Source organism: Arthrobacter sp. Hor0625 (genome assembly GCF_052567525.1).
The window spans coordinates 1,597,995-1,623,254 of record NZ_CP199586.1; the positions used below are offsets into that span (position 1 = coordinate 1,597,995).

General features: G+C 70.2%; 22 protein-coding genes and 1 riboswitch. Of the genes, 10 read left to right on the forward strand and 12 right to left on the reverse strand.

Annotated elements, in window-relative coordinates; all coding sequences use genetic code 11:
- Window positions 1-35: 35 nt before the first annotated feature.
- The 3 genes from ACTWLI_RS07280 to trmB all read right to left on the reverse strand — a co-directional run bounded on the left by ACTWLI_RS07280 (window position 36) and on the right by trmB (window position 5,521).
- Window positions 36-3,488: a DEAD/DEAH box helicase gene (locus tag ACTWLI_RS07280; protein WP_445155960.1), complete on the reverse strand. Its 3,453-nt coding sequence runs from the start codon at window positions 3,486-3,488 to the stop codon at window positions 36-38.
- Between the two features lie 85 nt (window positions 3,489-3,573).
- Window positions 3,574-4,452 carry a DUF1206 domain-containing protein gene (locus tag ACTWLI_RS07285; RefSeq protein WP_445155961.1) on the reverse strand — a complete coding sequence of 293 codons (879 nt, stop codon included), beginning with the start codon at window positions 4,450-4,452 and terminating at the stop codon, window positions 3,574-3,576.
- Window positions 4,453-4,597: 145 nt separating this feature from the next.
- Window positions 4,598-5,521, reverse strand: coding sequence for a tRNA (guanosine(46)-N7)-methyltransferase TrmB (gene trmB, locus ACTWLI_RS07290; RefSeq protein WP_445155962.1), 924 nt, complete (start codon window positions 5,519-5,521; stop codon window positions 4,598-4,600).
- A gap of 162 nt (window positions 5,522-5,683) precedes the next feature.
- On the opposite strand from trmB, the gene ACTWLI_RS07295 reads away from it, so the two are divergent.
- A complete protein-coding gene (locus ACTWLI_RS07295; RefSeq protein ID WP_445155963.1) occupies window positions 5,684-7,000 on the forward strand; it encodes an MFS transporter in 1,317 nt (438 codons plus the stop codon).
- Window positions 7,001-7,136: 136 nt separating this feature from the next.
- On the opposite strand, the gene ACTWLI_RS07300 is transcribed toward ACTWLI_RS07295, so the two are convergent.
- The gene (locus tag ACTWLI_RS07300; protein ID WP_445155964.1) at window positions 7,137-8,426 is read right to left on the reverse strand and encodes an MFS transporter; all 1,290 of its coding nucleotides are present in this window, start codon (window positions 8,424-8,426) and stop codon (window positions 7,137-7,139) included.
- Window positions 8,427-8,448: 22 nt separating this feature from the next.
- Window positions 8,449-9,690 (reverse strand): M20 metallopeptidase family protein, encoded by a 1,242-nt coding sequence (locus tag ACTWLI_RS07305; protein WP_445155965.1) that lies wholly within the window; start codon window positions 9,688-9,690, stop codon window positions 8,449-8,451.
- 176 nt (window positions 9,691-9,866) lie between these two features.
- On the opposite strand from ACTWLI_RS07305, the gene ACTWLI_RS07310 reads away from it, so the two are divergent.
- The 3 genes from ACTWLI_RS07310 (at window position 9,867) to ACTWLI_RS07320 (ending at window position 14,605) form a co-directional block, all read left to right on the forward strand.
- A complete protein-coding gene (locus tag ACTWLI_RS07310) occupies window positions 9,867-10,898 on the forward strand; it encodes an Lrp/AsnC family transcriptional regulator (protein WP_445155966.1) in 1,032 nt (343 codons plus the stop codon).
- A 42-nt stretch (window positions 10,899-10,940) separates the two neighbouring features.
- The gene (locus ACTWLI_RS07315) at window positions 10,941-12,338 is read left to right on the forward strand and encodes an MFS transporter (protein ID WP_445155967.1); all 1,398 of its coding nucleotides are present in this window, start codon (window positions 10,941-10,943) and stop codon (window positions 12,336-12,338) included.
- Between the two features lie 362 nt (window positions 12,339-12,700).
- Entirely contained in the window at window positions 12,701-14,605 is a 1,905-nt protein-coding gene (locus tag ACTWLI_RS07320) for a DEAD/DEAH box helicase (protein ID WP_445155968.1), read from the forward strand.
- A 124-nt stretch (window positions 14,606-14,729) separates the two neighbouring features.
- On the opposite strand, the gene ACTWLI_RS07325 is transcribed toward ACTWLI_RS07320, so the two are convergent.
- From ACTWLI_RS07325 to ACTWLI_RS07350, 6 genes are all read right to left on the reverse strand, one after another.
- Window positions 14,730-15,380, reverse strand: coding sequence for an MBL fold metallo-hydrolase (locus tag ACTWLI_RS07325; RefSeq protein ID WP_445155969.1), 651 nt, complete (start codon window positions 15,378-15,380; stop codon window positions 14,730-14,732).
- 21 nt (window positions 15,381-15,401) lie between these two features.
- The gene (locus tag ACTWLI_RS07330; protein ID WP_445155970.1) at window positions 15,402-16,412 is read right to left on the reverse strand and encodes an aldo/keto reductase; all 1,011 of its coding nucleotides are present in this window, start codon (window positions 16,410-16,412) and stop codon (window positions 15,402-15,404) included.
- A gap of 186 nt (window positions 16,413-16,598) precedes the next feature.
- Window positions 16,599-16,991, reverse strand: coding sequence for a DMT family transporter (locus ACTWLI_RS07335; RefSeq protein ID WP_445156143.1), 393 nt, complete (start codon window positions 16,989-16,991; stop codon window positions 16,599-16,601).
- Window positions 16,991-17,314, reverse strand: a complete 324-nt coding sequence (locus ACTWLI_RS07340) for a DMT family transporter (RefSeq protein WP_445155971.1) — start codon at window positions 17,312-17,314, stop codon at window positions 16,991-16,993. Before ACTWLI_RS07340 ends, ACTWLI_RS07335 begins: the two co-directional genes overlap by 1 nt.
- 9 nt (window positions 17,315-17,323) lie before the next feature.
- Window positions 17,324-17,390: riboswitch (guanidine-III (ykkC-III) riboswitch) on the reverse strand.
- Window positions 17,391-17,407: 17 nt separating this feature from the next.
- A complete protein-coding gene (locus tag ACTWLI_RS07345; RefSeq protein ID WP_445155972.1) occupies window positions 17,408-18,151 on the reverse strand; it encodes a cache domain-containing protein in 744 nt (247 codons plus the stop codon).
- 34 nt (window positions 18,152-18,185) lie between these two features.
- Window positions 18,186-18,926: a FadR/GntR family transcriptional regulator gene (locus ACTWLI_RS07350; RefSeq protein ID WP_445155973.1), complete on the reverse strand. Its 741-nt coding sequence runs from the start codon at window positions 18,924-18,926 to the stop codon at window positions 18,186-18,188.
- Between the two features lie 250 nt (window positions 18,927-19,176).
- Here ACTWLI_RS07350 and ACTWLI_RS07355 point away from each other — a divergent pair, with 250 nt between their 5' ends.
- Genes ACTWLI_RS07355 through ACTWLI_RS07370 form a run of 4 tightly spaced genes read left to right on the forward strand, consistent with a single transcriptional unit; the run spans window position 19,177 to window position 23,260 of the window.
- Window positions 19,177-20,250: an ABC transporter ATP-binding protein gene (locus ACTWLI_RS07355; RefSeq protein ID WP_445155974.1), complete on the forward strand. Its 1,074-nt coding sequence runs from the start codon at window positions 19,177-19,179 to the stop codon at window positions 20,248-20,250.
- A gap of 48 nt (window positions 20,251-20,298) precedes the next feature.
- Window positions 20,299-21,483: an ABC transporter substrate-binding protein gene (locus ACTWLI_RS07360; protein WP_445155975.1), complete on the forward strand. Its 1,185-nt coding sequence runs from the start codon at window positions 20,299-20,301 to the stop codon at window positions 21,481-21,483.
- A 1-nt stretch (window position 21,484) separates the two neighbouring features.
- Window positions 21,485-22,411, forward strand: coding sequence for an ABC transporter permease (locus tag ACTWLI_RS07365; RefSeq protein WP_445155976.1), 927 nt, complete (start codon window positions 21,485-21,487; stop codon window positions 22,409-22,411).
- Between the two features lie 21 nt (window positions 22,412-22,432).
- Window positions 22,433-23,260 (forward strand): ABC transporter permease, encoded by an 828-nt coding sequence (locus ACTWLI_RS07370; protein ID WP_445155977.1) that lies wholly within the window; start codon window positions 22,433-22,435, stop codon window positions 23,258-23,260.
- Between the two features lie 32 nt (window positions 23,261-23,292).
- On the opposite strand, the gene ACTWLI_RS07375 is transcribed toward ACTWLI_RS07370, so the two are convergent.
- A complete protein-coding gene (locus ACTWLI_RS07375) occupies window positions 23,293-23,871 on the reverse strand; it encodes a HutD/Ves family protein (protein WP_445155978.1) in 579 nt (192 codons plus the stop codon).
- Window positions 23,872-23,992: 121 nt separating this feature from the next.
- On the opposite strand from ACTWLI_RS07375, the gene ACTWLI_RS07380 reads away from it, so the two are divergent.
- The gene (locus tag ACTWLI_RS07380) at window positions 23,993-24,592 is read left to right on the forward strand and encodes a phosphoribosylanthranilate isomerase (protein WP_445155979.1); all 600 of its coding nucleotides are present in this window, start codon (window positions 23,993-23,995) and stop codon (window positions 24,590-24,592) included.
- A 105-nt stretch (window positions 24,593-24,697) separates the two neighbouring features.
- Window positions 24,698-25,249, forward strand: coding sequence for a YceI family protein (locus tag ACTWLI_RS07385; protein WP_445155980.1), 552 nt, complete (start codon window positions 24,698-24,700; stop codon window positions 25,247-25,249).
- Window positions 25,250-25,260: the final 11 nt, after the last annotated feature.

Below are 25,260 nucleotides of genomic sequence, written 5' to 3' on the forward strand. Positions count from 1 at the left end.
CCGGGGTGCGGCACCCGGGGTGCGGCGAGGGCCCGTCAGTCGTTGAAGAGCCCGGCCAGGTCCTCCGCGGTCAGCGCCCCGCCGGAGAGCGCGTCGCCTTCCATCACGTCCGCGAACAGCTGGGACTTCTTGGCCTTGAGCGCCATGACCTTTTCCTCGATCGTGTCCTTGGCCACCAGCCGGTAAACCATGACGTTGCGGGCCTGCCCGATCCGGTGCGTCCGGTCCACGGCCTGCGCCTCGGACGCAGGGTTCCACCACGGGTCCAGCAGGAAGACGTAGTCCGCCTCGGTCAGGTTCAGGCCGAAACCGCCGGCTTTCAGGCTGATCAGGAATACCGGGGCGCTGCCGTTCTTGAACTCGTTGACGACGTCGGTGCGGTTGCGGGTGCCGCCGTCGAGGTAGCAGAACTCGATGCCGGCCTCCACCAGGCGTTCCCGGGCCTTGCCGAGGAACCCGGTGAACTGGCTGAAGATCAGCGCCCGGTGGCCCTCGGCCACGAGGTCCTCGAGCTGCTCAAAGAGGACGTCGAGCTTGCTCGAGCGGACGCTGGCGAGGGAGGGGTCGATCAGGGACGGGTCCAGGCTCAGCTGCCGCAGCAGGGTCAGGGACTGGAAGATCGTAAAGCGGTTCTTGTTGACGTCCTCGATCAGGCCCAGGATCTTCTGCCGCTCCCGCTGCAGGTGGGTCTGGTAGACCTTCTGATGCCGCGGGTTGAGCACCACCTCGAGGACCTGCTCCTGCTTGGGCGGCAGGTCGTGGATGACCTGTTCCTTGGTGCGCCGCATCATCAGCGGCCGGACCCGGCGCCGGAGCTTCTCCAGCTGCGCCCGGTCGCCGTTCTTTTCCACCGGTTTCTGGTAATACTCGGCGAAGCGCTTGGGGCTGGAGAACAGCCCGGGCGCGACGATGGAGGTCAGGGCCCAGAACTCCATGAGGTTGTTCTCCAGCGGCGTGCCGGTGATCGCCAGTTTGAAGTCCGCCGGGAGCTTCCGGGCGCACTGGTAGGCCTTGGACTGGTGGTTCTTCACGAACTGCGCCTCGTCCAGCACCAGGCCGGCCCAGCGCCGGGACGCGTACGCCTCGTAGTCGATCCGGAACAGTGCATAGGAGGTGATGACGACGTCGGCCCCGGCCAGCGCCTCGGCCGGCACCGACCCGCTCTTGGCGAAGGTTTCGCTGATGGCCCGGACCGTGAGTCCGGGAGCGAACCGCGCCGTCTCCGCCTGCCAGTTGCCCACCACGCTGGTCGGGGCGACGACCAGGAACGGTGCCGGTGCCTCCGCCGCCGTCGGGGCCGCCGACGGTGCGTCCGCCGCCGTCGGGACCTCCGCCGTCGCCGCCGCGTCCGCCGCCGTCGTGCCCGCCGCCTCCTTCGCGGCGCAGATCAGCGCCAGCGCCTGCACGGTCTTGCCCAGGCCCATGTCGTCGGCCAGCACCCCGCCCAGCCCGTGCCGGTAGAGGAAGCTCAGCCAGTTGAAGCCCTCGAGCTGGTAGGGGCGGAGCTCGGCGTTCAGGGAAGCCGGCAGGGGCAGCCCTTCCACGCCGCCCGCCAACAGGCCGCCGACCGCCTCGCGCCAGGCCGCCGCCTGTTCATCGACGATGCCCAGGTGCGCGAGTTCGTCCCAGAGCCCGGCCTGGAAACGGCTGATCTGCAGCGGCGCGTCCTTGTTGTCCTGGAGTGAGCGGGCTTCCTCGATGAGCGCGCGCAGCTGGTGCAGCTCGGGAAGGTCCAGGGAGAAGTAGGCGCCGCTGGGCAGCAGCATCTTGGTCTGGCCGGATGCCAGGGCGGAGAAGACGGCCGCGAAGGACACCGGCTGGCCCTCGAGGGAGATCTGGATGCCCAGGTCGAACCAGTCGCGCTGGTCGGTGGCCTTGGTGGAGATGGACACCACCGGGGCCTCCTCGGCCTCGCGGTATTCGGCGATTTCACCGGCGGTGTCCACGGACACCTCCGGGAGCTCGCGCAGCCGGGGCAGGACTTCCTCGGTAAACGCCAGCGTGTCCAGGCCGCTGAGCTCGGCGGACGCGGCCAGGCGCGGGGTGCCCCAGCCGCCGGCCGCCGACTCGCCAAGCTTCGCCACGGCCTCCCACGGCTGGCCCACGGTCTCGAGGATGCGCGCCTCGGCGGCGTCGTCGCGGTAGCCGTGGTCCCCGGGGTGCCGCCACAGCGGCTGGGCCGTGACGTGGGTGCCGGACGTGTAATGCCATTCCCAGTGCAGCCGGACCCGGTGGTCGGCGCCGTAGTTGGCCAGCAGGGACAGGGTGGGGACGGCGAGGGCCGGCAGCTCGACGGAGTCGTCCGAGGCGGTGACCCGTGCGGTCTGCTTGAGCTTGGGGTAGAACCCGGTCAGGAAGCGTCCCTCGTCCCGCGCCGGAATATGGAGGGTGGTGCCGGCGGTCACGAAGGCCAGCAGCTCCTCGCTCAGTCCTTCCTCCAGCGGCGCCAGCGTGATCCCCGCGTCGCCCGGCCCCACACCCGGCAGCTCGCCGCCGCCGGCCACGAAGATCCCGTGCGCCGGCCGGCCGATGGTCCCCACCGCGGCGGTGTCCACGACCGTGCCCTCGACGGTGATGGTCGGGCCGAGCGCGAGCCCGCCGCCGTCGGACTCCTCCGCGCCCAGCCGGGCCAGGTTGAGCCCGACCGCGGCCGGCTCGCCGGCCAGCGTCACGGGCTCGTCGCCGCGGCCGTGGACCAGGGCCAGGCCGATCTTCCGGGCCTCGGCCAGCAGCGTCCAGAGGTTCTTGCCGGCGTAGGTGTTCAGCCCCAGCCAGGGCGCGGCGCCTGCGTGCTGGCGGTTCGCCTGGGCGGTGTGCGAGGCGAGGAACTCCAGCATCCACTCGACGTGGGCTTCGTTGCATTCGCGCCGGTAGTTCAGATAGCTCAGGGTGTTCCAGGAAACGTCGCCCCGGATCCACTTGCCCTTGGCGCCCATGATGACCGGCCGGGCTTTCAGCTGGCGGACGCTGCGCAGCGGGTCCCGGCGGCCGGTGTAGGAAAAGTGCGGCGCCGGTTCCTCGATTTCGAACTGCAGGGCCAGCGGCACGCCGTTGCCGGGCCGGTCGGCGGCGGGCCGGGCCAGCAGCGGGCCGAGGGCCTGCTCCCAGTCCGGCAGTTCCACTGCCGCGGGCCGTTGCGCGAGCCGGGAGGACTCAGCCGGTGCCAGCAGCTGCATGCGGGTGGCCGGGTTGTCCTCGGCGGCAAACAGCAGGGCGGCCACGTGCTTGCAGTCCTTGCGCACCGGGCAACTGCACACTCCTACCGTGCAGCTCCAGCCGGCCCCCTTGCGGACCAGCTTCGCCGTCGTCGAATACGGCACGGGAGCGCCGCCGCGGACCTTGCCGAGCATGAGCCCGGTGGCGGCGTCGAAGGAAATCCCGGAGACCCGGCTTCCCATGGCGTAGGCAAGCCCGGCCGCGAGGGAGCGGTCGTTGATGGTGGGGGTCTGTATCGCCAGTGCCGCACTTTCGTCCGGATCCGATGGCATGCAAGCACTACTTTCGGCAGGTGGTCATCTGATCCATCTTAGCCAGCCACGCGGGACCGAGGCACGCTGGCTCCGGCACCTGCTCCTACATCCGGGCGAGCCTGGCCCGGACGGCCAGAAAGACGCCGTAGCAGATCAGTCCCGCGCCGACGGCGGCCAGCACGTACATCCCGAGCGGCTGATCGCGCAGGGCCTTCAGCCCGCCGTCGAGCCCGGTTGATTCCGCCGGGTTGGCCTTCATGGTGGCGATCACGATCAACAGGCCGGTCAGCAGCAGAGCCACGCCCTTGGCGGCGTAGCCCACGACGCCGGTGGTGGTGACCGCGGTGCGGGCGTGCGGGTTGCCGGGCATGCGCAGGTACTTCAGGAACGATTTGCGGAAGCCGCGGATCGCGTAGACCACCCCGGTGACGGCGACGGCGGCGCCGATGACGAGGAGCAGCAGGATCCCACCGGGTGCCTTCATCAGGTTCACGGTGAGGTCGATCGTGGAGCGGCGGTGGTCGGCGTGGGCTCCGAGTGCGACGGAGGCGATGGTGAGCCCGAAGCCGGCGTAGACCATGGCCTGGAGCGCAGCCTTGAGTTTCCTGGCGACTTTCTTCTTGGTCGGCAGGTGGCTGAAGTCGAAGATGGCGTCACTGGTCTGCCAAATGGCCAGGGCGACGCAGGCAGCGAAGGCGCTCCACAGCAGCACCGGCCCGGCGGGTTGTTTGGCGAGTTCCTCGACGGCGCCGCTGACGTCCGCCTGGCCCTGCCCGCCCATCGCGAGCCGAATCGCGACCAAGCCGATCAGGAAGTGCAGGATCCCCGAGACGGCAAACCCGGCGCGGGCCGCGTATTCCAGCGGCTTGGAATTGGTGACGTCCTCGGCGACATCCGCGACGTCCTTGAGCTCTTTTATAATTTTCGGTCCCTCGCGTCGGTTAGCTTCTCCGCTGGGGTGTTGCCGCCGCCAGCCATGCATCGTTCGGTAATCGTGCCACGGGAATCCGTAGCGGAACAGCACCTCTTGCCAGACCGGCCGGGCGGCGGCTTCCGCGCGGCGCGGCCCGCCCCGGTGCGGCGCGGCCCGCCCCGGTGCGGCGCGGGCCGGAGCCCAGGGCCAGTGGTCAGCGCCGCCGGTAGCAGAGGTCGAAGATCATCCGTCCGGCTTCGTGGGCCTTGCCCTCGAAACTGGTCAGGATCCGGCCTTCGAACCGGGGTGCCCAGCCGCCCGTCTCATCGACGCCTTCGTTGGGGCCGGTGTGCTCCGTGCTGACCGGAGCCCGGCCTTCCTTGACCGGCGCGCCGCCCACCACGGCTTCCACCCCGGACTGCCAGACCTGCGTGAGCGGGCTGTCATCGCCGCTGCGTTCGCCCTCGTGCAGGTTCTCGAAGTCGGCGGACCCGGCCAGCACCTCCCGAACATGCACCGCGTAGTTGGACCAGTCGGTCGCGATCCGCCACAGGCCGCCGTGTTTGAGGGCCCGGGCCGCGAGCTCGGCGAAGGCAGGCTGGATGAGCCGGCGCTTGTGGTGCCGGGACTTGTGCCACGGGTCCGGGAAGAAGACCCACAGCTCGGTCACCGAACCCGCCGGCAACATCGTGGCCAGTACCTCGGGTGCGTTGGCCTCCACCACGCGGACGTTGCTCAGGCCGCGGCTGTTGATCTTGATGAGGGTGTTGGCCAGGCCCGGCGTGTAGACCTCCACAGCCAGGAAGTCCGTGTCCGGGTTTTCCGCGGCCGCATGGCAGACGGCATCGCCCAGGCCCGAGCCGATCTCGACGATCAGCGGGGCCTTCCGGCCAAACTCCGCCTCGGCGTCGAACACGTAATCCGGGTGCACGGAGGTGTTGGCGACGTGCCGGGGAACCTCGACCGCCCACCGGTCCGCGTGCTCTTCCCACGCGGCCTGGCGGCGGCCCTGCAGGCGCGTGCCGCGGCGCACGAAGCTGACCGGACGGCCTCCGTAGGTTCCGAAGGAGGCCTGGCTGCCCGGGGTGACCGGCCGGGGTTCTTGCGGCTGCTGGGGGGATTCTGGGGATTCGCTCATCCCCTCCAGAATAGTGGAATTCCGGGCCTTCCCCGGGCGCCGGCGGGAACCCCGCGGCCGCCCTCCGCTCCGCCGCCGGGCGGTGTCCGGGCGGTGTCCGGGCGGTGTCCGAACGGCGGAACCCAGTCGGAGCGGCGGCCGCCAGCCTGCCAGAATGGGGCGGTGATGAGACCAACGAATGCGCCAGGACCGGCCCGCGCTGAGGCCGGCATCCGCCCGGCCGGGCGGGGCGTTCCCCATCCCGACCAGCTGGTGGATGCCGAGATCGACGACGTCCCTGCGGCGGAGCCGACGCGGCTCGGCAGCCGGCGCACGCTGGCCTACCTGGGCGTCTGCCTGGTCTTGATCGGCCTGAACCTGCGCACCGTGTTCTCCAGTTTCGCCGCGGTTCTTACCGAGGTGACCGCCGACGCCGGGCTGCCCGGCTGGGCGGTGGTGGTCCTGACCACCGCGCCGGTGACCCTGCTGGGCGTCTTCGCCCCGCTCGCGCCGCAGTTGGCGCGGCGGTTCGGAGCCGAACGGGTGCTTCTGGGCGCCATGGCTGTCCTGACCGCCGGGCTGCTGCTGCGGCCCCTGGAGCTGCCCGGCGTCGGCCACCTGCCCGCGCTGTTGGCCGGGACGGCGGCGTGCGGGGCGGCGATCTCGCTCTGCAACGTCCTGCTGCCCGGGCTGGTGAAGCGGGACTTCCCGCACCGGCTCGGGCTCATGGGCGGGCTCTACACCACGGCAATCTGTGCGTCCGCGGCCCTGGGCGCCGGGTTCACCTATCCGCTGTTCAGCGCCACCGGCCAGTGGACCGCGGCGCTGTGGTTCTGGGCGCTGCCCGCCGGCGTCGTGCTCCTGCTCTTCCTGCCCCTGGCGGCGGCGCAGCGCCACGGGCGGCACCAGGTGGCCGGCGGCGGCGTCAATGTCTGGCGCTCGGCGGTCGCCTGGCAGGTGACCATCTTCATGGTGCTGCAGGCCATGATGTCCTTCAGCGTCTTCGCCTGGCTCGCGCCGATCCTGCGGGAGCGCGGCGTCGACGGCGGAACGGCAGGACTGATCGTGTCCGCCTCGATCGTGCTGCAGATGCTGGGGTCGCTGTTCGCGCCGGCCGTGGCCGCGCGGTTCCGGGACCAGCGGGCCATCAACACCGCCGTCGCGCTGATGACCGGCGGCGGGTTCGCCCTGAGCATCTTCGGGCCGCTGGACTGGGTCTGGGTCTGGACCGGGCTGCTGGGCCTGGGCCAGGGCAGCCTGACGGCGGTGGCCCTGACCATGATCATGCTGCGCACCCGCGACGGGCACACCGCCGCGCACCTTTCCGGCATGATGCAGGGCGTGGGGTACGGGGTCGGCTCGGCCGGAACCCTGCTGGTCGGGCAGCTTCACCAGGCCACCGGCTCCTTCGCCGCGGCCGGGGTGCTCTTCCTGGTGATCGGGTCGCTGGCGGCAGTCTTTGGATACCGCGCGGGCCGGAACCGTTTCGTCGGCGGCTGACCCGCCAGCAGCCCCACCTACTCGCCCCTACCCGCCCCTAACCCGACCCGCCCGCCGGTTGCTCTCTCACTTGTGGCTGCCAAACCTGCCGGATAGCAGCCATCAGTGAGAGAGCAACGCAGGGGGAGGGGCCGGGTCAGAGGGTGAGGTCCTTGCCCTTCGTCTCCGGGATCGTGAAGACGAACGCGGCGGAGGCGGCCAGCAGGACCACGGCGTAGATGTTGAACAGCTGCGGGGCCTGCAGGCTCGTGCCGAACCACTGCTGCAGGTAGGGTGCCGTGCCACCGAAGACCGCCACGCAGATCGAGTAGGGGACCCCGACGCCGACCGTGCGGATACTCGTGGGGAACAGTTCGGCGTAGACCGCCGGGACGATCGCGGCGCTCGCGGCGATGAAGACCAGCATGACGGACATGCTCACGGCCAGCTGCCAGGCCGAATCCTTGAGCAGGGCGGTCATCGGGAAGTGCAGCAGGCCCGCGCCGAGGGCGCCGGACCACAGCACCTTCTTGCGGCCGATCCGGTCCGCCAGCTTGCCCCAGAAGGGCAGCGCCGCGATGAAGACGATGTTCCCGACGACGCCGGCCCAGAGCGCCTCGCCGCGGTCGATCTTCAGTGCCGTGGTGGCGTAGCTGGGGGCGACGACGCCCCAGATGTAGTAGATCACCGTGAGGCCGACGGTCAGGCCGATCACCTGCAGGGCCTGCTTGCGGTGCCGGACAATCTGCGGCCAGATCGGCGCACGCTTCTCCGCGGCCGCCTCCCCGGCGAAGACGTCGGTCTCGTGCAGCCGGGATCGCATGATCAGCGCGTAGAGGCCCATGGCCGCGCCGATCAGGAACGGGATCCGCCAGCCCCAGGCGTTCATCATCTCCGTGCTCAGCGTCATGTTCAGCACCGCGCCCAGCAGGGTGCCGAAGAGGATGCCCACCGTGCCGGAGGTGTAGATCAGCGTGGCCCAGAAGCCGCGGTGTTCCTTCGGCGCCATCTCCGAGAGGTAGGTCTGCGACGACGGCAGTTCGCCGCCGTGCGCCAGGCCCTGGACCAGCCGGGCGACCAGCAGCGTCAGCGAGGCCCAGGCGCCGACGGCGGCGAAGGTCGGGGCGATGCCGATCATCAGGCTGCCCACGGACGCCAGTCCCACGGCCAGGGTCATGGAGGCCTTGCGGCCGATCCGGTCGCCGATCCAGCCGAACAGGAACCCGCCGAAGGGGCGGGCCACGAAGCCGACGGCGAAGATCGCCAGGGTGGACAGCACCGCCGAGGCGGGATCGGACTTGCTGAAGAGCTGGCTGGCGATGAACGGCGTGAAGGTCGCGTAGATCGCCCAGTCGTACCATTCGACGGCGTTGCCGATGCCGGTGCCGATGAGGGTCTTGCGGGTGGAGGTCGGTGGTGCGGCGGGCAGTGCCGTGGTTGCGGTCATGGTCTTCTCCCTGAAGTCGGGGCTAGGAAAGGGTCGCCGGGGCGGCGCCGGTCAGCGCGGCGAGGCGGGACACGGCGAGCTCCGCATAGAGCGCGGCGCCGTCGGCCAGCACGCCGTCGTCGAATGTGGCGTACGGGGAGTGGTTGAACGCCGAGGCGGCATGGTCGGCACCGCGGGGGACGGCGCTGAGCCCGATGAAGGTGCCGGGGACCTCGGCGAGGACCCGGGAGAAATCTTCGGAGCCGCTGAGCGGGGTGGCCCAGCGGGCCAGGCGGGTGTCGCCGAACAGGCCCTCGATCACCTTCTCGGCGGTGTTCGTCTCGTCCTCGTCGGTGATGGTGAGCGGGTATTCCTGCTGGTAGTCGACGTCGACCTCCAGTCCGTGGGCGGCCGCGATCCCCTTCAGCAGCCGCGGCACGGTTTCCATCATTTTCTGCCGGGACGCCTCGGAGAAGGTCCGGATGGTCGCCTCGATCCGGGCGGTCTCCGGGATGATGTTGCGCTTGGTGCCGGCCTGCAGGACGCCGACGGAGAGCACGACCGGGTCGAACATGTTGAACTGGCGGGTGACCATGACCTGCAGGGCGGTGACCATCTCCGCGGCGGCCGTGACCGGGTCCTTGGCCGAGTGCGGGGCGGAGCCGTGGCCGCCGGCGCCGAGCACGGTGACGGTCAGACCGTCGGAGGAGCTGAGCATGACGCCGGGCTTGGTGCAGAAGGTGCCGTGCGGTTCCAGCGCGGAGAACACGTGCATGCCGTAGGCGGCGTCCACCCGGCGGCCCGGGGCGTCGAGGACGCCTTCGCGGATCATGTGGGCGGCGCCGTCGAAGCCTTCCTCGCCGGGCTGGAACATGAGCACGACGTCGCCGGCCAGGCTGTGCCGCCGCTCGGCCAGGAGGGTGGCGGCGCCGGTGAGCATGGAGGTGTGCAGGTCGTGGCCGCAGGCGTGCATGGCACCGTCGATCCTGGAGGTGTACTCCACGCCGGTCTTTTCCTGCACCGGCAGGCCGTCCATGTCCGCGCGCAGCAGCACTGCGGGGCGGGTGCCCTGGCCGCCGCCGGGGGCACCGCCGCCGCGCAGCACCGCGGTGACCGACGTCGTCTCCTCGCCGAGGGTGATCTCGTAGCCGAGCCCGTCGAGCGCCCGGAGGACCTTCTCCTGGGTGCGCGGCAGCACCAGGCCGATTTCCGGTTCCTGGTGCATTTCGTGGCGGAACCTGGCGAGGTCGTCCTGCAGTTCGCGGGCATCTGCGGTGATCGGCACGTGTTCTCCTTGGCTGTCGGGGGCGGGGTTCTGCGGGCCGCTGTGGTGCGGCCCGTACCCGCCGGGGGCTTCCAGCGTCTATTCTCAAGTGATGCGGCTCACAGCATCGTGAACCGCCGGAAATATGCAGAAACAAGCTTCAAGCGCAGTTTTCATGCACCAGAGGGGAGAATCGGGTGGACCTTAGCGAAGACGACCTTGCGCTCATCAACGTGCTGCAGATCGCGCCGCGGCTGAGCTGGGCCGACGCCGCGGAGGTGCTGGGCGTCCACGCGACCACCCTCGCGGCGCGCTGGGAACGGCTGCGGTCCGCCGGGGTCTCCTGGATCACCGCGCACCTGATCGGCGATCCGCACCAGATGTGCCTGGCCTTCGTGGCCGTGGACTGTGCCATGAACCGGCGCGAGGCGGTCACCGCCAGGCTCGCCGCGATGCCGGAGGTCGTCACGGTGGAAGAGGCGGCCAGCCACCGCGACCTGATGCTGACGGTCATCACCGCGTCGCTGGACGACTTCAGCACGAAGGTCGTCGCACGGCTCAAGGACATCGACGGGCTGGTCAAGTACCAGACCGCGCTGTGCACGCGGCTGCACGCCAGCGGCGGGGCCTGGCGGCTGAACGTGCTCAGCCGCGCCCAGCGGGCGGCGGTGCGGGCCCTGGCCGGGCCCGCGGCCACCGGCGTTGCCCGGGCCGCGGCCCGGGAGCAGCTGCCCGCCAGCCATCTGGCGCTGCTGCCGCTCCTGGCCCGGGACGGGAGGGCGACGGCGGCCGACATCGCCCGGGCGCTCGGCCGGCACCCCGCGACCGTCCAGCGGCAGCTCAACCGGGTGATCGCCAGCGGTATCCTGTCCTTCCGCTGCGAAGTCGCGCAGAAATTCTCGGCCTTCCCGGTCACCTGCCAGTGGTTCGTCAACGTTCCCGCCGGCCAGCACGAGGCCGCGGCCGCGGAGTTGAAGACCATCCGGAACGTCCGGCTCAGCGCCTCCACCACGGGGCCGGCCAACTTCGTGATCATCATGTGGCTGCAGTCGCTCGCCGACGTCATGCGGATGGAGCTGGAACTGCAGCAGAAGGTCCCCGGCATCGTGCTGGTCGAAAGCGTCGTCATGCTCAGCACCGTCAAGCGCGTGGGCTGGATGCTGGACCCGGACTCCCGGGCCAGCGGCGCCGTCGTGGTCCCCGCGCAGGGGCCCGGCGATGACGACTGAGCCCGGCTTCCGGCCCGGCCGCCGTCCGCTTAGGCTTCAACCATGAGCACCGATGCCAGTCCGCAGCCGCTGCCGGAGCGCACCACGGCAGCGCCGGAGGGCATCTTCCACCGCACCTACCTGCTGGTGACGCTCGGCGCCCTGGCCCTGGTGTTCCTCGCCGCCTTCGAGTCCCTGGCGGTGACCACCATCATGCCGCTGGTCAGCCGTGAACTGGACGGGGCCAGCCTCTACGCCCTGGCGTTCGCCGGTCCGCTCGCGACGGGTGTCATCGGCATGGTCGCCGCCGGCAACTGGTCGGACCGCCGCGGCCCGGCGGGTCCGCTGTATGCCTCCGTGGCGCTGTTCGTGCTGGGACTGCTGCTCGCGGGCACCGCGGAAACCATGGCCGCGCTGCTCGCCGGGCGGCTGGTCCAGGGGCTGGGCGGCGGGGCGGTCACCGTCGCCCTGTACGTGGTGGTGGCCCGCGTGTATCCGCCCGTGCTGCACCCGAAGATCTTCGCCGCGTTCGCCGCCGCCTGGGTGGTCCCCTCCCTGGTCGGACCCTTCGCGGCCGGGCTTGTCGCCCAGTGGCTGGGCTGGCACTGGGTCTTCCTGGGCGTGGTGGGGCTGGTGGTTCCGGCCATGCTGATGATCGTTCCGGCGCTGCGCGGCCTGCCCGCCACGGAAGCCGGAAGCCGGCCCTGGGACTACGGCAGGCTGGGGTGGGCCGGCCTCGCCGCGCTTGCGGTCCTCGGACTGAACCTGTCCGTCGAAGTGCCGGGCGCCGGCTGGGCGCTCGCGGCCGCCGCCGTCGCCGTGGCGCTGGTGGCGGTCCGGCCCCTGGTTCCGCGCGGGACCCTGACGGCGCGCCGCGGGCTGCCGGCCGTCATCCTCGCCCGCGGCCTGGCCTCGGCGGCGTTTTTCGGCGCGGAGGTGTACCTGCCCTACCTGCTGGTGGAGCGGTACGTCTTTTCGCCCACCGTCGCGGGCCTGACCCTCACCGGCGGTGCCCTGGCCTGGGCCGGGGCCTCAGCGGTCCAGGGCCGGCTCGGGGCCCGGCTGGAGCACCGCCGCGCGGTGCGGATCGGCTCGGCGCTGGTGCTGGGCGCCGTCGTCCTGGCGCTCGCGACCGCGCTGCTGGGCTGGCCCGCCGCCATCGCGATCGCCGGCTGGATCTTCGCCGGCGGGGGAATGGGGCTGATGTATCCGCGGCTGAGCGTGATGACCCTGGCCCTGTCCACGAAGGAAACCGAAGGGTTCAACAGTTCCGCGATGTCCATCTCGGACTCGCTCGGCGGCGCCCTGGCGCTCGCCGCGACGGGGATTGTCTTCGCGGCCTTTACGACGGCGGCCGGCGGCGGTGCGGCCCCGTTCGCCGGGGTCTTCGCGCTCACCGCGGCGATCGGCGTCGCGGGCGTGCTGGTCGCTCCCCGTGTCGGCGGGCAAGCGGCGGCATAGTCCCCTCCACGCGGCCCTCCGGCCCGGCCTCCGGGCCCTGCCGGAAACGAGAGGAGAGGCGCAGATGCTAGACTGGAGGAACTTGATGTGCAGTGATGCCCACTTTGGATCCGGTTTCCGCCCCGCGCGGCCAGCCCGGATCCCCTGCAGGATTCCTTCCGGATTCCGGCCGCAGCGGTGGGCTTTATTCATGTGAGAGGCACATCCTGCGTCGATGAACGCGTTCTATTTGGTCCCGGCCGCCCGCGAAAGCTTGCAGGCAGCCCGGTTGACCACCTGACTTTTCTTCGGCGAACCCCTGGTCCAACCGGCGCCGGGGGCCGATATCCGCACGGATACCGCCTGAAAGACCTTCGAAAAACATGACTACATTTGCTGCCCTCGGCACGCCCAAGGCCCTTGCCGACACCCTCACCGCCCAGGGGATCGAAACCCCGTTCCCCATCCAGGTCAAGACCCTGCCGGACACCCTGGCCGGACGCGACGTCCTGGGCCGGGGCCGCACCGGCTCCGGCAAGACCATCGCCTTCGCCATCCCGCTGGTGGCGCGGCTCGCCGAGCGCGAAGCCGGGTACTTCCGCAAGCCGGGCCGCCCCATGGGCCTGGTGCTGGCACCCACCCGCGAGCTGGCCACCCAGATCAACGCGACCATCGAGCCGCTGGCCAAGGCCGCCGGCCTGACCACAACCGTGATCTACGGCGGCATCTCCCAGGCCCGCCAGGAGAAGGCCCTGCGCGCCGGCGTCGACATCGTCATCGCCTGCCCGGGCCGACTGGAGGACCTGATCCGCCAGCGCATCGTGACGCTGGAAGGCGTCGAGATCACCGTCCTGGACGAAGCGGACCACATGGCCGACCTCGGCTTCCTGCCCGTGGTCAAGAAGCTCATGGACATGACCCCCAGCCAGGGCCAGCGCCTGCTCTTCTCCGCCACCCTGGACAACGGCGTGGACAAGATCGTCCAGCGCTACCTGTCCAACCCGCTGACCCACTCCGTGGACGATCCGCAGGCCGCGGTGACCACCATGGAGCACCACGTCCTGGTCGTCAATGACCAGACCGTCAAGAAGCAGCTGATCGTTGAGCTCGCCTCGGGCGCCGGCCGCCGCGTGCTGTTCATGCGCACCAAGCACCACGCCCGCAAACTGGCCAAGACCCTGACCGACGCCGGTATCCCCGCCGTCGACCTGCACGGCAACCTCTCGCAGAACGCCCGTGACCGCAACCTGGCCGAATTCTCTTCCGGCGAGGTCCGCGTCCTGGTGGCGACCGACGTCGCCGCCCGCGGTGTACACGTCGACGACGTCGAGCTGGTCATCCACGTTGATCCGCCCACCGAGCACAAGGCATACCTGCACCGCTCGGGCCGTACCGCCCGCGCCGGTTCCGACGGCACCGTGGTCACGCTGACCCTGCCGGAGCAGCAGTCGGACGTCAAGAAGCTGATGAAGGCCGCCGGTGTGGACGTCAGCTTCGAGCGCGTCACCGCCAACTCGCCGCTGGTTGCAGAGCTGGTCGGCGAAATGGCCGAGAAGATCGATCCGCGCACCCGTGCGGCGCTGCTGGCTGCCAAGGCCGCCAAGCAGGGCGGCGGCACCTCCACCGGCGCCAACGCCGAGCGCAAGCGCGCCCGCCGCCAGGCGGCTCCCACCGCCGGTGGCCGTGGCGGACGCGGCGGACGGGGCCGGGTCTCCGCCGAGGCGCCCCGCACCGACCTGCCCCGCGCCGAGCGCCGTGCCGCGGCGTACGAGGGCAAGGCCGCTGCCCGCGACGCCGCAGACCGCGTCGCCGAGCAGAACCAGGACCGGGCCGACGCCGAGCGCGCCGAGCGGCGCAATGCCCGCGGCCGCGGCCGGGCTACCGCTTACGCGCACCACAACGATGTTCCCGCAGCCGGCGGCCGTGCCTCGGCCGGCCGCGGCTCCGACGGCCGCGCTGCCGACAGCCGCGACGCCCGCGGCGGGTCAGCCTCCCGCGGCGCCGGTGCCGGCCGTACCGGCGGCGCCCCCCGCACGGGTGCAGGCCGTTCCGGCGGCGCTACCGGCGGCCAGCGCGGTGGACGCCCGGCAACCGGCCAGCGCGCCGCAGCCGGCGCCAAGTCCGGCGGCTCCGCTCCCGTGTGGTCCTCCAACACCGGCGGCACCTCCGGCGGTTCGTACGCCGGCGGCGGCAACGGCAGCGGACGCTCCGGCAGCGGCCGTCCGGCACGCAGCGGCGGCCCGCGCCGCGCCTCCGCTCCGGCGTCGAACGAACGCCGCAGCCGCTAAGGTTCGTTTTTCCGCGCCGCTTAGCGGTCCGCGCTAGGCAAACGGACGGCCGCGCCGGGGATCCCCGGTGCGGCCGTCCGAATATGCGGCGCCGGTCCGGAACCGCCGCGGATATGGGCGGCTGCTACCAGCCGCGGGCGCGCCACTCCGCCAGGTGCGGGCGTTCCGCCCCCAAGGTGGTCGGCTTGCCATGGCCGGGGTGGACCACGGTGTCATCCGGATAAACCTCGAACAGCCGCTCGGTCACATCGCTGAGCAGCTGGGCGAACCGGTCCGGATCTTTCTGGGTGTTGCCCACGCCGCCCGGAAACAGCGAGTCGCCCGAGAAGATGTGGGCCGGGCCTTCCGGGTCCTGGTACACCAGCGCCACGGAACCGGGCGTGTGCCCGCGCAGGTGCACCGCAGTCACGTCGAACCCGTCGAAGTTGCCGACGTCGCCGTGATCGAGCAGCACATCGACCTTTACCGGCAGTTCCGGGGCGTCGTCCGTTCCGGCGGCCGTCTTGGCGCCGGTGGCCTCCACCAGCGACGGCAGCGCACGGACGTGGTCCCAGTGCTGGTGGGTGGTGGCGATCAGCGCCAGCTTCGGCGTCGCGGACGTGTCCGCGGCGGCGTCGGCAAGCAGCCCCTGGATGGCGTCGACGTCGTCGGCCGCATCAATCAGGAGCTGCGCGCCGGATGCCTTCGCGGTCAGCAGGTACACGTTGTTGTCCATCTCGCTGACCGAAATCCGGCGGATGGTGATGTCGCGGAGTGAGTGCAGAAGTGAGTCCATGCGCATCAGTCTAGGACCCGGCTATTCGCGGCCCTGCGAAACCCAGTTCGGATCCGCCGAGCGGGAGCCGACGACGGCGTCCGCGGCGGCATCGAGCCGCGCCAGTTGCGCCGGGGTCAGCTCCAGGGCCAAAGCACCCAGGTTCTCGTCGATCCGGTCAGCCTTGCGGGTGCCCGGGATCGGCACCACCGGCAGGCCCAGCTTGCCGCCCTGGGCGAGCAGCCAGGCCAGGGCCACCTGGGCGGGCGTTGCGGCGCGGCCGGGGGAGGACAGCTCCGCGGCGACGTCCCGGACCGCGGCCACCACCGCCTGGTTGGCGTCCATCGCGGTCTCGGCGAAGCGGGGGATGTTGCGGCGGAAGTCGTTGCTGCCCAGCTTTGAGGCGTCCACGGTGCCGGTGAGGAAGCCCCGGCCCAGCGGCGAATAGGGCACGAATCCCACGCCCAGTTCGGCGGCGGCGGGAACCACCTGGCGCTCCACGTCACGGCTCCAGATGGACCACTCGCTCTGGACCGCGGCGATTGGATGGACGCTGTGTGCCTCGCGCAGCTCCTCGGCCGTCACCTCGGACAGGCCCAGGTGCTTGACCTTTCCGGCCTTGACCAGCTCCGCCATGGCCTCCACGGTTTCCCCAATCGGAACGCGGAGGTCGCGGCGGTGCATGTAGTAGAGGTCGATCGTGTCGGTGCCCAGGCGCTGCAGGCTGCGGTCGATGGCCTGGCGGACGTAGGCCGCGTCGCCGCGGATGTCCGAGTAGCCGGTTGAGGGCGTTCCGACCAGGGCGAACTTGGTGGCCAGCTGGACCTCGCCGCGGCGCTCCTTGAGCAGCCGGCCGATGAGCTCCTCATTGCTGCCGCCGCCGTAGATGTCCGCGGTGTCGAGGAACGTTATCCCCGCGTCCACGGCGTGGTGCAGGGTGGCCAGCGCCTCGGCCGGGTCCACCTCCCCGTAGACCGGGGTCAGGGCCATGCCGCCGAACCCCAGGGGGCTGACGCTGAGGCCGTCGCCAAGCTGGACTGTTGCTGCCGTCATCTGTGGTCTCCTGTCGGGTGGAAGTGCTGTCCCAGCCAAGAACCCCGCCGGCCGCGCCGCTATTCCGGCGTTCCTCCCCGGTTACTGTCGACGGCGGACCGGCATGGGGGCGTTCCTGCCCAGTTACTGGCGGCGGACGGGCCGGGGACACGGCGAGTCGCCCGGAAATCCCGCTCCGGCCTAGGACTAACTGGGCGGGAGCGTACCGGGCGGGTCGGGTTCACCGGCCGGGAGCAGCTTCAGACCGGCCGCACACCCCACAATCCCGGCGATGAACAGCAGCTTGAGCGGGTTCGCGGGCTCGACGCCGGTGGCCATGGCCCAGCCGACGGTCAGTGCCGCGCCGATCCCCACCCAGACGGCGTAGGCGGTGCCGAGCGGGATAGTCTTCACCGCCAGGCCCAGGCCCACCATGCTCAGGGTCGCGGCCACCGCGAACACGGCCGTGGGCAGCGGCCGGGTGAGGCCGTCGGAGAGCCCCAGCGCCGTGGCCCAGACGGCCTCCAGCACGGCCGAGGCGAGCAGGATCAGCCAGGACAGCGTCGGCTTGGCCGTCCCGGCGGCGCCGTCCGCAGCCATCACGCCACCAGCTTCAGGCCGGCCACGCACGCGACGATGCCGCCGAGCAGCAGGATCCGTCCGGCGGTCGCAGGCTCAACCTTCGAGGCCATGGCATAGGCGGAGGTCAGCACCACGCCGACGCCCACCCAGACCGCGTATGCCGTGCCGGTGGGAATGCTTTGCATCGCGATGGCCAGGCCGCCCGTGCTGGCCAGGACGGCAACGAGGAAGAGGGTGGCCGGTGCGATCCGGCGGCGGCCGGTGGCCTGCGCGGTCCGGTGCAGCGCCGCGGCCCAGACAGCCTCCAAGGCCCCGGAAAGGATGAGAATCAACCACGACATGACAGCTCCTTTGGCCAGTCTTGTCGCGTGCCGGGTACTGAACCGTCGTCCGGAGGCCGCGAAGCGGCGGCCCTGCTTTCAAGCCTAGCAAGCTCAGATCCCCGCGGCGCCGCTCCAGATGCTGAAGCGCCGCCCCACCGGATAGACCCGGCAGCCCTCGGCGGCAACGGCGAGATCCCCGGCATCGATATCCGCCGCCGCGGATACGATCGCACGGCCGTCCGGGTTCACGAGGGTGGCGCGGTCCCCGATGCGCCTCAGCGCCGGCATGACACCGCGTTCCAGGCGCTGCACGGTGACGTCCATGCCGACGATGCCTGCCACCGGACCGTCCGGCTGGCAGAACACCGGGTGGGTAAAGGTCAGGACATTTTCGTCCGTGCAGAGGAAATCGACGTAGGGTCCGGTGACATGCGGCTGGCCGGTTTCCACCGGGGTGCGGAACCACTCGGCCCGCACGTAACGGCTGATGGCGTTGGGGCTGAAATTGGCGAGGGCGTCCACGTGCTCCATCTCGGCTCCCTGCCACCAGGCGATGTAGCTGCGCTCCGGACCCAGCAGCCCGGCATTGGCAAGGAATCCGGCGCCCGCGACGTAACCCTCCGGGGTATGGACCAGCTCCTCCACCACCGGCCGGATGAGCTTGTCCACCGCTGTGCCGGAGACTTTGCCGTCCAGTGCCGCCAGGGCCGCGCCCGCCTCCCGCGCCCATGCCGCGAGCCTCGTTTCGATTTCGACGACGACGGCGTCCAGCTCGGCTGCCGCGGCCCGGGCTGCGGCGTCGTCACCGGCGGCGGCATCGGCGCCGCCGGAACTAACAGTGGAAGTGTCCGTCATGGGGATCCTGCCTCGGTCTGGAAGGGGGAAAGGTTCAAATGCGCCTGGCATGCTCGGCCAGAAGCCAGTCGGTCGTCGTCGAGATGAGCGACTTGACCCCGGTTTCCGCCTCGGCCGGCCGGTGAGCCTCGATGGCGCCGGCGGTATGGTCCAGAATCCGGGCGGAGTCGTTCCTGTAACCGGCGTCGGCGCACGGCAATAAGGTCAGCGTGCCCAGGTCGGCCTGCAGGCGGATGAGCTCGCGGGCCAGCCGGGCGGAGCGGGCGATGGCGGCGACCTCCAGGACGAACTCAGAGAGCGCCAGCCGCCAGCCCAGCGGGTCGGCGTCGGCGGCCGGGATGAAGGAGCGCAGGGTGGCCATGTCGGCCGCGTCGGAGCGGCGTGCCGCGAGGCTGGCGCAGACGCAAGCGATGGCCTGGTAGTGGAGCCCCAGGTCGCTGATCTGGAGCCGGGTCAGTTCGTCGAGTTGCTCCAGGGCGCGTTCCCGGGATGGCAGGACGTTGTCAGCGATGAAGCTTCCGCCGCTGCGCCCGCGGATGGTCCGGATGATCCCCGAGGTGCGGAGCTGCGACAGCGCTTCACGGGCCGTGACAGCCGAAACGCCGAGCGCGGAGGCGAGTTCGGTTTCGTTGGGAAGCCGCTGGCCGCTGGTAAGCAGTCCGGTCTCGACCGCCTGCTCGATCCTCCCGCACACCTCATCGACCAGGCCGCGGGACTTGATGGGGGTGAAGACCGCCGCCAGGCTGCGGGACGCGCCTTGGGGTGGAAGCAGCATCTGTTCCTCCCTCGCGCTCGGGTTTCGCGTCTCCCGTCCGGTCCGCCCGGCGGTTTCCAGGGGCGGTGCGGTTGCCGGCCGCGCGGTGGGTGATGCCATCCTATGGCCGTGTGTGGCCGGGGTCTATACACAAAACCTATGAAGTAATAGTATTTGGCCCAATAACGCATTGTGGCCCGCGTCACATCATGCGGCGTCACCCTCCCGAAGGCCCGGCAACGGCCCTTCGGCTACGGAGTTAGGCAGGAACATGACCGAAACGCGCACGGCCGGAACGTCGACCGTCCCCGGCAGCGTCCCGGCGATCCGCCTGCGCAAACTCACCAAGGTCTTTGGTGACACGGTCGCCGTCGACGGCGTCGACCTGGACATTCGGCAGGGTGAATTCTTCTCCATGCTGGGCCCGTCCGGTTCCGGGAAAACCACTGTGCTGCGGCTGATCGCAGGATTCGAACTGCCGACCTCGGGCAGCATCGAGCTGGAAGGCCGCGACGTCACGAGGCTGGCTCCCTTCGAGCGCGACGTTAACACCGTCTTCCAGGACTACGCCTTGTTCCCGCACATGTCCCTCGTGGACAACGTCGCGTACGGCTTGAGGGTGCGCGGAGTGCCGCGGGCAGAGCGCCGCGAGCGAGCCCGCGAGGCCCTGGACCGGGTGCAACTGGGCAAATTCGTCGGCCGCAAGCCGGCCCAGCTTTCCGGCGGCCAGCGCCAGCGGGTGGCCCTGGCCAGGGCGCTCGTGGTGGAACCCAAGGTGCTGCTGCTGGACGAACCGCTCGGCGCCCTCGACCTGAAGCTGCGCCAGCAGATGCAGGTGGAGCTCAAGGAGCTGCAGAAATCGCTGGGCATCACCTTCATCTTCGTCACCCATGACCAGGAGGAGGCGCTGACCATGAGTGACCGGATCGGTGTCTTCAACAATGGCCGCCTGGAACAGATCGGCACCGCGCACGAGATTTACGAGCGCCCCGCCGGGACCTTCGTCGCCAACTTTGTGGGCACGTCCAACATCTTCGACGCCGCCACCGCACAGAGCCTCTACGGCCGCGCGGAGCCCCTGTGCGTCCGACCCGAACGGCTGCGCCTGTCCTGGTCGCCGGTGCCGGAGACGGCCGCGGGCGTCACGGGCCGGCCCGGCACGGTGACCTCGCTCGTGTACGTCGGGCACGCCACCCAGGTCCGGGTGCAACTCCAGGACGGCCCCGGCGTCGTCGTGCTGGCACCGGACACACTGCCGGACCGCGACGACGAACTAATCGGCCGCAGGGTCACCGTGAGCTGGGACGACGACGCCGTCGTCTGGCTGCCGTCCGACGCCGCCTGACGCCGGGCCGCAGGAAAGTTTCCACCCCCACTACGAAAGGTAAGAATCATGGCTCCAAGAATGAAAGCCGCCCTCGTGGCCGGGGTGGCCGCTGCCGCCCTCGCCTTGGCGGGTTGCGGCACCAGTGGCGGCGGCGGGGCTGCCCCGTCGGCGCAGCCGCTCAAAACCGAAATCGGTCCGGGCGAAGGGCAGCTCTCGATCCTCGCCTGGCCCGGCTACGTCGAGAACGGCAGCAACGACCCGGCCGTGGACTGGGTCACCCCCTTCGAAAAAGAGACCCAGTGCAAGGTCAGCTTCAAACCGTTCGGGACCTCGGACGAAGCCGTGACGCTGATGCGCACCGGACAGTACGACGTCGTCTCGGCCTCCGGCGATGCCTCCCTGCGTCTGATCGCCGGCAACAACGTGGAGCCGGTCAACACGAGCCTGTTGAAGAACTACGCAGACGTCTACCCGTTCCTCAAGGACAAGGCCTGGAACACCGTGGACGGTAAGAACTACGGCATGCCCCACGGCTGGGGCGCCAACCTGCTGATGTACTCCACCGACAAGGTCAAGCCCGCCCCCACCTCGTGGAGCGCCGTTTTTGACGATGCCGCCAAGTACAGCGGCAAGGTCACGGCTTACGACTCGCCCATCTACATCGCCGACGCGGCCGTGTACCTGATGGCGCACAAGCCGGAGCTCGGCATCAAGAACCCGTATGCACTGGACAAGGACCAGCTCGCGGCCGCAGTCGACCTGCTCAAGCAGCAGCGCAAGCACGTGGGCGAATACTGGAGCGACGTCGTGAAGGAGGTGCAGGCCTTCGCCGGCGGCAGCACCGTCGTCGGAACCACCTGGCAGGTCGGCGCCAACATCGCCGCCGCCGACGGGACCAAGGTCGCGACCGTCCTGCCGGACGAGGGTGCCACCGGCTGGTCCGACACGTGGATGATCGGGGCGCAGTCCAAGAACAAGAACTGCGCGTACAAGTGGCTGGACTACATCGCCAGCCCCAAGGCCAATGCCGCGGTGGCCGAATACTTCGGTGAGTCGCCGGCCAACCCCAAGGCCTGCGAGCTGACCAAGGACAAGAAGCACTGCGAAACCTACCACTCGGGTGACGCGGCGTATGCCGAGAAGATCTGGTACTGGACCACGCCGGTGGCCGAATGCCTTGACGGCCGCAAGGACGCCAAGTGCACGGACTACTCCGAATGGACCAAGGCCTGGACCGAGATCAAGGGCTGACATGGCAGTACAGACGCAGCACCCGGCGCCCGGCTCGCCGCCGGCCGCCGGGGTGCCGCGGTCCCGGCCGAACAGGTTCTCGGCGCTGCTGCACCGGGCGCCAGGGTTGCGGCTCGCGGGGCTGATCACGGCCCCCGCCGGCTGGCTGGTGCTGGTGTACATCGCCGCGCTCGCTGCCCTGCTGATCACGTCGCTGTGGACCGTGGACACCTTCACCGGGAAGGTGTCCACGGTCTGGACCACAGAGAACCTGGTGACGGTGCTGACCGATCCGGTCTACCAGCGGATCGCGTTGCGCACGCTGTGGATCGCGGCGGCGGTGACCGTGATCGACATGGTCATCGCGCTGCCGATGGCGTTCTTCATCGCCAAGGTGGCCAGCGCCCGCTGGCAGAAGCTGCTGGTCATCGCGGTGCTGATGCCGCTGTGGGCCAGCTACCTGGTCAAGGCCTACGCCTGGCGCAACGTCCTCGCCGAGGGCGGCCTGCTGGAGTGGATGGGCGCGCCGATCGGCCTGGCGTCGCCCGGATACAGCGAGACCGCCGTCATCCTGACCCTGTCCTACATCTGGCTTCCGTACATGATCCTGCCGATCTACGCCGGCTTTGACCGGGTCCCGGACTCGCTCCTCGAGGCGTCCGGCGACCTCGGCGCGAAACCGCTGACCACCATGCGGCTGGTCATGCTGCCGTTGCTCGTCCCCTCGGTCATCGCCGGGACGATCTTCACCTTTTCGCTCTCACTGGGGGACTACATCACCGCCCAGATCGTCGGCGGAACCACCCAGATGCTGGGAACCGTGGTGTACGCCAACGTCGGCGCCGCGAACAACCTGCCGCTGGCCGCTGCGGTGTCGCTCGTGCCGATCGTCATCATCATGGCGTACCTGTTCATCGTCCGCCGCTCGGGCGCCCTCAACAACCTCTAACCGCCGGAAACAAGGAGCACCGTGAGACTTTCCCGCAGCGCCAAGGCCATCCTCGGCGTCGTTACCGGACTCGTCCTGCTCTTCATCTACCTGCCGCTGCTGCTGGTGGTGGTGAACTCCTTCAACGCGGATCGGACGTTCGGCTGGCCGCCCAAGGGGTTCACCTTGGAATGGTGGGGCCGGGCCGCGGATTCCACCGGCGTGCGGGAGGCACTGCTGTCCTCGGTCTGGGTGGCGGTGGTGTCCACTGCCATCTCGCTGGTGCTGGGGACCCTCCTGGCACTCGCCCTGCAGCGCTACAAGTTCTTCGGCCGGGACGTCATCAGCCTGCTGGTCATCCTGCCCATCGCGCTGCCGGGCATTGTCACCGGCATCGCCCTGAACAACATGTTCACCACCATCCTCGGAGTGCCGCTGAGCCTCTGGACGGTGGTGATAGCGCACGCCACGTTCTGCATGGTCACCGTGTTCAACAACGTCATTGCCCGGCTCCGCCGGATGCACGGCGGGCTGGAGGAGGCCTCCGCCGACCTTGGCGCCGGGGTATTCACCACGTTCCGGCTGGTGACGTTCCCGCAGCTCCGCTCGGCGCTGCTGGCCGGCGGGCTGCTCGCCTTCGCCCTGAGCTTCGATGAGATCATCGTGACCACGTTCACCGTCGGCGCCGGGGATACGACCCTGCCGATCTGGATCCTGCAGAACCTCTTCCGGCCCAACCAGGCGCCGGTGGTCAATGTGGTGGCCGTGGTGCTGATCGTTGTCTCAATCGTCCCGATCTGGCTGGCGCAGCGGCTGTCGGGCGACTCCGTGGGGGTCGGGACGGGCCAGGCGAAGGCCGACGAGAGCTAGCCGGAGGCCTGCTCGGCCGGTTACCGGTCGATTTAGACGGGGTCGATCGAGACGACCGCGAGGAAGCCGCGGCCCAGAATTTCGGGGGTGCGGGTGTCGGAACCGACGACGGCGTCGTACCGCTCCAGGGCCTGGGGCGCCTCGCCGGGATCACCGGCCGAAGCCTGCCCCTGCAGCAGGATGCCGAACTGGCCATCGAAGACCGGGTGCGCCCGCTTCTTGGAGAGCTCGATGATCGAGGTGTAGCCCTTGAACGCGCCGGTCCTGGTGATGACGTTGAGGTCCCGGATGTCGCCGGTGGGCAGGGCGCCGGCGGCCTCCGCGTCGCCGGAAAAGCGGTACGGCCGGTATTTCTCCAGCGGATGCTCGGCGCCGTCCACCGTCAGGACCAGCAGCTCGCCGTCGACCACGGTCAGTACCCGTTCCATCCCGGCGAACCGGGAAAACGCGCCGGCCCGCGAGACCTCCGCAATGCTGACCCGCCAATCCCAGGCATCGCCCGCTGCGGCGCCCTGGCCGGAAGCCTGCGGAAACCTGGCCAGCTCGCGGGTCACCCCGCCGCCGTTGCGCCAGAGGGCGGGCTTGAGCTCGGCGTACCGGATGATCTCCATCAGCCCAGCCTAGCCGGACGGGCGGACGCGCACCTCCGGGCCTCCCGGAGCGTAACGTCGGCGCGGCCCCCGCGGACTTGCTACCGTCGAAGCAACGATATAACTGCGTAGGGAGCCGGAAATGTTCGTCAAAGTGTGCGGCCTCAGCACGGCCGAGTCGGTGCGCGCCGCGGTCGACGCCGGCGCGGACGCCCTGGGCTTCGTGCTCACCCGCAGTCCCCGCGAGGTGGCTCCGGACACGGTCCGGGAGCTGCTGGCCGCGGTGCCCGCCGCGCTGCCCGCCGTGGGCGTCTTCCGGCACGAAAGGGCCGACGACGCCGTCGCCCGGGCCCGGGAGGCCGGGCTGGGGTGGGTCCAGTTGCACGGTGACCGGAGCCCCGCCGACGTGCGCACGGTCCACGACGCCGGCTTGAAGCTCATCCGGGCTGTCACCATGGCCGCGGACCCGTCGGCCTTCGCGGACTGGGGCGAGGAACTGCTCCTGATCGATGCGGCGGTGCCCGGTTCAGGCGAAGCCTGGGATTACGCTTCCGTCCGGGCACTGGGCCTGGAGGGCCGATCCTGGCTGCTTGCCGGCGGGCTGGACCCGGACAACGTTGCCGCCGCAGCAGCGGCGGCCGGGGCCTGGGGCGTGGACGTCTCCTCCGGCGTCGAGGCCGCCAGGGGCGTCAAGGATCCGGCCAGGATCGTGGCCTTCGTGGAGTCAGCGAAGGGACGCTGACCGGGCTCCCCGCGCACCTATCGCCCGGACAGCAACCTCGTTAGCATGCTTCTTGAGGACTACCGGCGGGCCGGGCCCGCCACCCATCCACAAGGAGGAACGGCCATGACTCTGCCCCAAGGATTGACCCCCGGCGTCTGGACGCTGGACATGTCCCACAGCGAGATCGGCTTCAGCGTTCGGCACGCCGGCATCAGCAAGGTCCGCGGCCGGTTCAACGAGGCCTCGGCGGAAGCCCGGGTGCGCGACTCACTGGCCGACGCAAGCCTGCACGCCTCGGTCAAGACCGCCAGCTTCGACTCCGGCGATGCCAACCGCGACGGCCACGTGCGCGGCCCCGACTTCTTCGACGTCGAGAACTATCCCGAGATGACCTACCGTGCCACCTCCATCCGGGGCGACGGCGAGGACTATGTGCTCACCGGGGACCTCACCATCCGCGGCGTGACCAAGCCCGTGGACCTGGAAGTCGAGTTCACCGGCGTCGCGGTGGATCCCTTCGGCGCGACCCGGGCCGGATTCAGCGCCGAGGCCGAAATCTCCCGCAAGGACTTCGGCCTGACCTGGAACGCGGCCCTGGAAGCCGGCGGGCTGCTGGTCAGCGACAAAGTCAAGATCAACGTCGAAGCCGCCATGGTCAAGCAGGCCGACGCCTGATCGTGGGCCGA